Raw genomic sequence first — 8,029 nt, 5'->3', positions numbered from 1 at the left:
CATCGACTGGTTCAAGCCCTTCACCAAGGTCAAGAACACCGATTTCAACGGCGACGTATCCATCAAATGGTATGAGGACGGCGTTACCAACGTTTCCTATAACTGTATCGACCGCCACCTGAAGAGCCGTGGTGATCAGGTTGCGATCATCTGGGAAGGCGACAATCCCTATATCGACAAGAAGATCACCTATCGCGAATTGCATGAGAATGTCTGCCGCCTCGCAAATGTGCTGAAGAAGCACGGCGTTAAGAAGGGCGACCGCGTCACGATCTATCTGCCGATGATCCCGGAAGCGGCTTATGCGATGCTGGCCTGCGCGCGCATCGGCGCTGTGCATTCCGTCGTCTTCGCCGGTTTCTCACCGGAAGCACTTGCCGGTCGCATCGTCGACTGCGAATCCACTTTCGTCATCACGGCCGATGAAGGCGTGCGCGGCGGCAAGCCGGTTCCGCTGAAGGAAAACACCGATACCGCCATCGACATTGCAGCCAAGCAATATGTCATGGTCAACAAGGTTCTCACCGTGCGCCGCACCGGCGGCAAGGTGAGCTGGGGACCGGGCCGCGATCTCTGGTACCATCAGGAAGTTGCTAGCGTCGAACCGACCTGCGATCCCGAACCGATGAATGCGGAAGACCCGCTCTTCATCCTCTACACCTCCGGCTCCACCGGCAAGCCGAAGGGCGTACTGCACACCAGTGGCGGTTACATCACCTACGCCTCACTGACCCACGAATACGTGTTCGACTACCGCCGCGGCGAACGCTACTGGTGCGCCGCGGATATCGGCTGGATTACCGGCCACAGCTACATCCTTTACGGACCGCTGGCCAATGGCGCCACCACCGTGATGTACGAGGGCGTGCCGCATTACCCGGATGTGACCCGGGTGGCGCAGATCATCGACGATCACCAGATCAATATTCTCTACATCGCCCCCACCGCGATTCGCGCACTGATGGCCGAAGGCGACAAGCCGGTGGCCGGCGCCAGCCTGGAAAGCCTGCGTCTTTTAGGCACCGTCGGTGAACCGATCAACCCGGAGGCGTGGAAATGGTATTACCGCACCTTCGGCCGCAACCGCTGCCCCATCGTGGACACCTGGTGGCAGACCGAAACCGGTGCCGCCATGCTCACCCCGCTGCCCGGTGCCACCGCACTGAAGCCCGGCTCCGCCACCCGCCCCTTCTTCGGCGTACAGCCGGCGCTGGTGGATAATGAGGGCAATATTCTGGACGGCGCCACCGAGGGCAATCTGGTGTTGCTGGGCAGCTGGCCCGGGCAGATGCGCACGGTATTCGGCGACCACCAGCGTTTCGCCGAGACCTACTTCAGCACCTTTGAAAACATGTATTTCACCGGCGACGGCGCGCGGCGCGACGAAGACGGTTACTACTGGATTACCGGCCGCGTGGACGACGTGCTGAACGTCTCCGGACACCGCATGGGTACCGCGGAGCTGGAAAGCGCACTGGTGGCCCACGAAGCGGTGGCAGAGGCCGCGGTGGTGGGATACCCCCATGACATCAAGGGCCAGGGTATCTACGTCTACGTAACCCTGAACAGCGGCGTGGAGCCCAGCGAGGACATGCGCAAAGCCCTGCGCGACTGGCTGCGCGCAGAGATCGGCCCCATCGCCACCCCGGACGTGATCCAGTGGGCGCCGGGCCTGCCGAAGACCCGCTCCGGCAAGATCATGCGGCGCATTCTGCGCAAGGTGGCGGCGGACGAGTGCGACCAGTTGGGTGACACCTCCACCCTTGCCGATCCCGGCGTAGTGGACCACCTGGTGGCCAACCGCGCGGCCGCCACCGTTTAACTGACCCGGCCCGAAACCGTTTCCGGTGGAGGGCCATTGCCGTACACTCATCCCGATTTTGTGCAGTAGATCAGACTGAAATGCATGGCCGCGTGAAGGATCAGCGGCACACACCGATAAAAAATAACAACAGGAATCGGTGGGACTTTCCGGTACAATTTTTCTCCTGTGCCCTGCAAGGAGCACAGGTTCTGCCGAAAAGTCCCATTGCGTTAGGGATGCATAGCGATGAACGATCACACCGACAGCGGGCAATCTGCCCGGCAATTTATCATTGCGGACGACCACCCGCTGTTCCGCAACGCCCTGCGCCTGTCTATCCAGCAGACATTCCCCGGCGCTGAAATTTTTGAAGCCTGCGATATGCAGAGCCTGCAGCAGTGCGTGGCGGAACACCCCAACTGCGACCTGCTGCTACTGGACCTGCATATGCCTGGGGCCCACGGTTTCAGCGGGCTGATCTTCCTGAGCGGCCAATATCCCCAACTGCCGGTGATGGTGGTTTCCGCCAATGAAAAGCCGGAAATTATGTGCCGCGCCATCGACTACGGCGCGTGCGGCTTTCTGCCCAAATCCGCACCGGTAGAACAGATTGCGGAGGCTCTGCAGCAGAGCCTGGCGGGAGAAATCTGGCTGCCGCCCGCGGTGGCGGAACGCTATGAATCCGCCGGTGCCGAGGAAGACAACGGTGTGGTGGACGTGATCGCCACCCTCACCCCGCAGCAGTTCCGCGTTGCCACCATGCTGGCGGAAGGTTTGCTGAATAAGCAGATTGCCTACGAAATGCAGGTAACCGAGGCCACGGTAAAAGCGCACCTCACGGCGCTGTTTCGCAAGCTCGACGTCAACTCGCGCACCCAGGCGGTGCTGGCGCTCAGCAGCCTGGATGTGGAAGCGCCGGGACAATTTGCCCCGCCGCAGAAGCCGGAAGCCAAAACCAACCAGGTCAACTGACGTTATTCCTCGCGGTGCGCGCCAGCCGCCGCACCAGATTGCGCAGTACCGCCGGCTTCACCGGTTTCGGCAGGTAAAACCAGCCGCGCTCGGTAGCCGCGCTGCGGATTTCTTCGGAAGTATCGGCACTGATAACGATGCCCGGCAACTCCGTCTGCCAGTGTTCGCACAACGCCTCCAGCGCTTCGATGCCGGTGGCATCGCGGTCGAGATGGTAATCCACAATAACCAGTGCCGGCGGACTGCGCAGGTCCCAGCGCGCCAGCGCCTCGTCCAGTGAAAGCGCCGTTACCACCCGGCAGCCCCAACCACTGAGCAGGCTGTCCATGCCCCGCAGAATCTGGCGCTCGTTGTCGATACATAGCACCGGCACCGCCGACACATTTGCCACCTCTATGACCCCAGCCTCTTCCGGAGCCGCTTCGCGCGCCTCCCCCACTGGTACACGAATGCTGAACATGGAACCGTGACCGGGTGAGGATTCGAGCCCCAGCTGGTGCCCCAGCAGGTCGGCACTGCGGCGCGCGATGGCGAGGCCGAGGCCCAGGCCCTTGTCGGCACTGCGCTCGCTGCCGCCGAGACGCACAAACTCGTCGAATATCCGCTCGCGCGCACTGCTGTCGATGCCGGGACCGGTATCCCACACCTGAATTTCCAGCAGCGGCTCACCGCCGGCTCCAACCCGCCTGCGCGCCCCCAACAGCACGCGGCCGCGCGCGGTGTAGTGCAGCGCGTTGCTGAGGAAGTTCTGCAGTATGCGCCGCAGCAGGTGGCGGTCGCTGATCACCCAGGCATCCGTGGGCACATAGTGCAGGTCCAGGCCGCGCTCGCTGGCGAGGGCCGAGAATTCCGCATTGAGCCCGTCGAGCAGCTGGCGCAGCGGGAAATGCTCCCGCTTGGGCTTCAGGTTGCCCGCATCCAGCCGGCTGATCTCACGCAGCGCACCAATCAATTGCTCGGCGGAGGTGAGCGCACTGTCGATGTAGTGGATGTCGTCGCCCATCTCCCGCCAGCTGCCGGCGGCGGCCTTGTTCTGTAACGAAGCGATAAACAACCGCGCCGCATTAATGGGTTGCAACAGATCGTGGCTGGTATGAGCGAGGAAACGGGTCTTGGCGGCGTGCAGCTCGCGGATTTTCACTTCCGCTTCGGCGCGGCGTCGGTTTTCCTCCTGCAGCGCGCGGTTGCTGTCGGAGAGCTCTGCGGTGCGCTGCTGCACCCTGTCTTCCAGGCTGCGACGGGTTTCCTCCAGCGCGTCCACCGCGGCTCGGTACTCGCTGATATCGGTAAAGGTGGTGACAAAGCCGCCGCCGGGCATGGGCGTTCCGCGCACCTCGACGATCGCGCCATTGGGCAGGCGGCGCTCGAAGCGGTGGGCGCTGCCGTGGCGCAGCAGGTCGAGGCGTCGCTGGACATGGGCCTCCAGCGCTTCGGGATCGTGGGTGTCACCGTAGAGACCGCGCTCCGCATTGTGGCGGTAGAGCGATGCCACCGGGCAGCCGATGTACAACAGGCGCTCAGGGTAGTCGAACAACTCCAGGTACTGGCGATTCCAGGCCACCAGCCTGAGTTCTGCATCCACCACGCTGATACCCTGGCTGATGGTTTCCACCGTGGTCTGCAGCAGCTCCTGGCTGAACCGCAGGCGCTGGGAAGTGCTGTCCACCAGCCGCGCAATATCCTCGAGCTTCAGCGGGCGGTTGCTGTACAGCAGCCCCACCACCTGGTGCGCCGCTGCGGAGCCCACGATACCGGCGAGAATGCGCTCGGCATCGGCGACCACAAAACGTGAGGCAGAATCATCCGGCAACAGGCGCTGCTGGCTGCGCTGTTCGAAGTCGTTCCAGATTTCCTCCAGCCGTGCCGGTCCTACAAATGGCTGTAGCAGGCTGCGCACCTGGCCCATACGGATACCGGTGGGCACCAGGTCAGGCGCCGGCTCGCCGGCCTGTTCCGGCGCCACAAAAGCACGGGCCTGGCGCAGGTCATTGCCATCCTGCCGGCAGGTGAGGGATACGCCCACCAGCAGTGTCAGGTTGCCGAGCAGGCTCCAGAAGACCCCATGGCTGAGCGGGTCCAGTCCCGCCAGTCCAAACAACTGCTGCGGACGCAGTAATTCAACACCGAACAACCCGCGGCCAAGCAGCGCTGTGTCCGGGTACATCGCCGGCAATACCAGGCAGAAAAACCACAGGCCGTAACCCGCAATCAGCCCCGCCCACACACCGCGCCGGTGCGCGCCGGGCCAGTAGAGCGCGGCGATCAGTGCCGGCGCCAGCTGCGCGGCGGCGGCAAAGGACAGCAGGCCGATGGACGCCAGTGCCTCGGTACCGGAAATCGCCCGGTGCATGCCCCAGCTCATCAGCATCAACAGCAGAATACTCAGCCGGCGGATCAGGCGCAGATGGTTGCCGAGGGACACGGCGGTGAGCTGGGTAAACCGGCTGAGATACAGCCACACCGGTGCCACCAGTTCGTTCGAAACCATCACCGCCAACGTCAGCACCGCAACAATCACCATACCGGTAGCCGCGGAAAAACCGCCGATATACGCCAGCATGGTGAGCGTGCTGTTCCCGCTCTGCAGCGGCAGCGTCAGCACCAGGCTGTCCGGTGCGCTCATGCCCGCCGCCACCAGTGGCTGGCCGGCGAGGGAGATGGGCAGGATCAGCACCGAGAACATCACTAGATACGCCGGCAACAGCCAGCGCGCGGTGTTCAGGTCTTCCGGGTTGCGGTATTCCACCACCGCCATGTGGAACTGCCGTGGCAGGCAGATGATCGCCGCCATTGCCAGCAGGGTCTGGGTGACGAAGTTGATATCCGGTGCCAGCCACTGCAGCTGCGGCTGCCACTGCAGGCTCTCCACCGGAAGCCCGCTACCACCGGTCACCAGTAGCCACAGCGCCAGTATCGCCACCGCGGCAAACGCAAACAGTTTCACCAGGGATTCGAGTGCGATGGCCGCCACCACGCCCACATTGCGCTCGCGACCTTCCAAGTGGCGGGTGCCGAACAGGATCGCAAACAGCCCCATCAGCAGCGCGGTGGCGAGCGCCGTATCCAGATTAACGAAGCTGTCGTTTTCACTGCCGCCACCAATCACTTCCCATCCCATGGTCACTGCACGCAATTGCAGCGCGATATACGGCAGGCTGCCGACGATGGCGAGAAGCGTGACCAGTGCGGAAAGTCCCCGGCTTTTGCCGTAGCGGGAACCGATGAAGTCGGCAATGGAGGTAACCTTCTGGCGCTCGCCCACCAGCACCAGCTTGCGCAGGAACCCACCGGCAAACAGGAACAGCAGAATTGGCCCGAGGTAGATCGGCAAGTAACTCCAGGTATCGCTAACCGACTGTCCTACCGCGCCGAAAAACGTCCACGAGCTGCAGTACACGGCGAGGGTGAGGCCGTAAATGATGGGGCGAAAGTGCTGCATCCATTGCTTGTGGCGGCCCGCGCGCCACGCGACCACAAACAGCAGCACCACATACAACAGGGCAAAAAACAGCAACAGGGACTTGCCGATCATGAATTCCTCGCGCACCGGGTCAGGTGTACCTGTATAACCGATGGCAAGGACCCGGGGCAATTGGAGAAAAGTCGAATCTCCCCGCTCCATTGGTCATAAGAAGTTTGCCTACCCCGCAGCCGAGCCAACAGCGTCTTTCACCATTTCCGCAGAAACGGGATCGCACTTCCCCACAAACCTTAACTGGTAGTTGAATCAGATCTAGATTGGCCGTGAATAACGTGACTGCCAGGAACCGATGTCTGGTGGATGAAGAGGGTTAAATGGCGCCAATCGTTTGCCACTTTCATTTGACACTTACCGGTACTGACCTAGGCTCAAAGCGGGATTTGGTTCCTCCGACAATAATCCAACGAGATTTGCGCCATGATCATCGCCACCGATATGCCCGAAGTCAGTCGCTGTGCCGCCACCCAGTGCGCCTATAACAGCGACTCCGCCTGCCATGCCCGCGCCATCACCATCGGCGCAGGCCAGGACCCCGATTGCGACACTTTCTTCAACAACAGTCACCATACCAAGCGGGAGCGCATTGCCGGTGTCGGTGCCTGCAAGGTGACGAGTTGCAGTCATAATGACGATTTCGAATGCAGCGCAGACAAGATCGAGCTGGGGTACAGCGGTGACACCGTCAACTGCCTGACCTACGCACACTGAAACGCCGAATCACTGCAAAAAAGCCTCCCGGGGATTAGACTTCCCGGGAGGCTTTTCTATTGAAAACTCGCTAGACTCGCTAGCTTTTTTGCACGATTACATAGGCATGTAATTCAGGGTACTGATCGTATTCAAGGTGCCTGAGAATACATCCCTGGCCAATTAACATGTCTACAAATCCATTGGTGCCCAGCGTGGAGTAATAGATCTCCTCACCCATTGCATCGTCTGAATGCTCGCGTGCTCCAGAAGTGCCACCAAACGAAAAAATCAGCACCCCATCCGGATTAAGGCTGGCGATTAGCTTACGCAAAACTTGCTCATGCTCACCAAGGGGTATATGCCAAATACTGTCCCAGGCAGTAATGAAGTCATATCTATCCGGGATTACCCAATCACATATATCCTCATGATGAAACACGACCTCGGGATGTCGACTCCGGGCCAGATCCAGCATCCCCTTGGAAACATCGACGCCCTCTGGTGCAAACCCCTCACGTAACAGCAGATCAATAAATCTGCCGGTACAGCCACAGCCTACATCAAGTGCATTACGTCTATTTTTCACGAAAGACAATGCTCGTTTATGCTGCACTATCCCATTATCTCGATCGAAGCCTGCCCGCGTCCAAAGATGGGTGATTCTATCGTAGGCCTTTCCGATATCTATTGGCTTCATGACAATCCGACGAAACTAGACTCTATCGATACACGGGCTTGCCCCGGAACGAACTGCCCACTTGTTAAAATTTACCTGGAAGACCAGCAAACTCAGGACTATCCGCGATACTCTCTACCCAAGCGCAGCGATCTTCGCAAAATATTCTATCATCGGGTTGTAGTTCTATATTCTCGTTAAGGCTTCCGGCTGGTACAACCAGATACGTACCCGCACGGTTTATATAAGGAACCGCGGAACCACAGACTTTACAAAACTGTTTGGCCCAACTCTTAGCCGACTCCAACTCGAAGCGCTGAATCAGCTCAACCCCAGAAACCCAAGAAATATTATTCGGCTCGGTAAAGATGTTTGATGCATGGGCTGAACCGGTTGAATGCCTACA

The 8,029-nt window shown here is 60.3% G+C and carries 6 protein-coding genes; 3 read left to right on the top strand and 3 right to left on the bottom strand.

What is annotated here, in order from left to right; genetic code table 11:
• Nucleotides 1-1,822: acetate--CoA ligase (acs, locus tag VIL80_RS03790; protein WP_332034830.1), on the top strand; the 1,822-nt coding region annotated here is incomplete at its 5' end.
• 228 nt (nucleotides 1,823-2,050) lie between these two features.
• A complete protein-coding gene (locus tag VIL80_RS03785; RefSeq protein ID WP_332034829.1) occupies nucleotides 2,051-2,776 on the top strand; it encodes a response regulator transcription factor in 726 nt (241 codons plus the stop codon).
• Here the strand turns inward: VIL80_RS03785 and VIL80_RS03780 are convergent.
• On the bottom strand, nucleotides 2,769-6,323 hold the full coding sequence (locus tag VIL80_RS03780) for a hybrid sensor histidine kinase/response regulator (protein ID WP_332034828.1): 3,555 nt from the start codon (nucleotides 6,321-6,323) through the stop codon (nucleotides 2,769-2,771). The genes VIL80_RS03785 and VIL80_RS03780 overlap by 8 nt on opposite strands.
• A 351-nt stretch (nucleotides 6,324-6,674) precedes the next feature.
• Here VIL80_RS03780 and VIL80_RS03775 point away from each other — a divergent pair, with 351 nt between their 5' ends.
• Entirely contained in the window at nucleotides 6,675-6,965 is a 291-nt protein-coding gene (locus VIL80_RS03775) for a DUF1540 domain-containing protein (RefSeq protein WP_332034827.1), read from the top strand.
• A 79-nt stretch (nucleotides 6,966-7,044) separates the two neighbouring features.
• On the opposite strand, the gene VIL80_RS03770 is transcribed toward VIL80_RS03775, so the two are convergent.
• Nucleotides 7,045-7,644, bottom strand: coding sequence for a class I SAM-dependent methyltransferase (locus VIL80_RS03770; protein ID WP_332034826.1), 600 nt, complete (start codon nucleotides 7,642-7,644; stop codon nucleotides 7,045-7,047).
• Nucleotides 7,645-7,708: 64 nt separating this feature from the next.
• The coding region (locus VIL80_RS03765; RefSeq protein ID WP_332034825.1) for a GFA family protein at nucleotides 7,709-8,029 on the bottom strand (321 nt) is incomplete at its 5' end.

The organism is Microbulbifer sp., assembly GCF_036563125.1.
Taxonomy (GTDB): domain Bacteria; phylum Pseudomonadota; class Gammaproteobacteria; order Pseudomonadales; family Cellvibrionaceae; genus Microbulbifer.
Note: the sequence above shows the minus strand (reverse complement) of the source record. Positions and strands in the feature narration are given on the sequence as shown.

Excerpts from the sequence above, each read along its gene's own strand:
- VIL80_RS03770 (WP_332034826.1), bottom strand. The coding sequence starts at position 7,644 with ATGAAGCCAATAGATATCGGAAAGGCCTACGATAGAATCACCCATCTT.
- VIL80_RS03785 (WP_332034829.1), top strand. The coding sequence starts at position 2,051 with ATGAACGATCACACCGACAGCGGGCAATCTGCCCGGCAATTTATCATT.
- VIL80_RS03775 (WP_332034827.1), top strand. The coding sequence starts at position 6,675 with ATGATCATCGCCACCGATATGCCCGAAGTCAGTCGCTGTGCCGCCACC.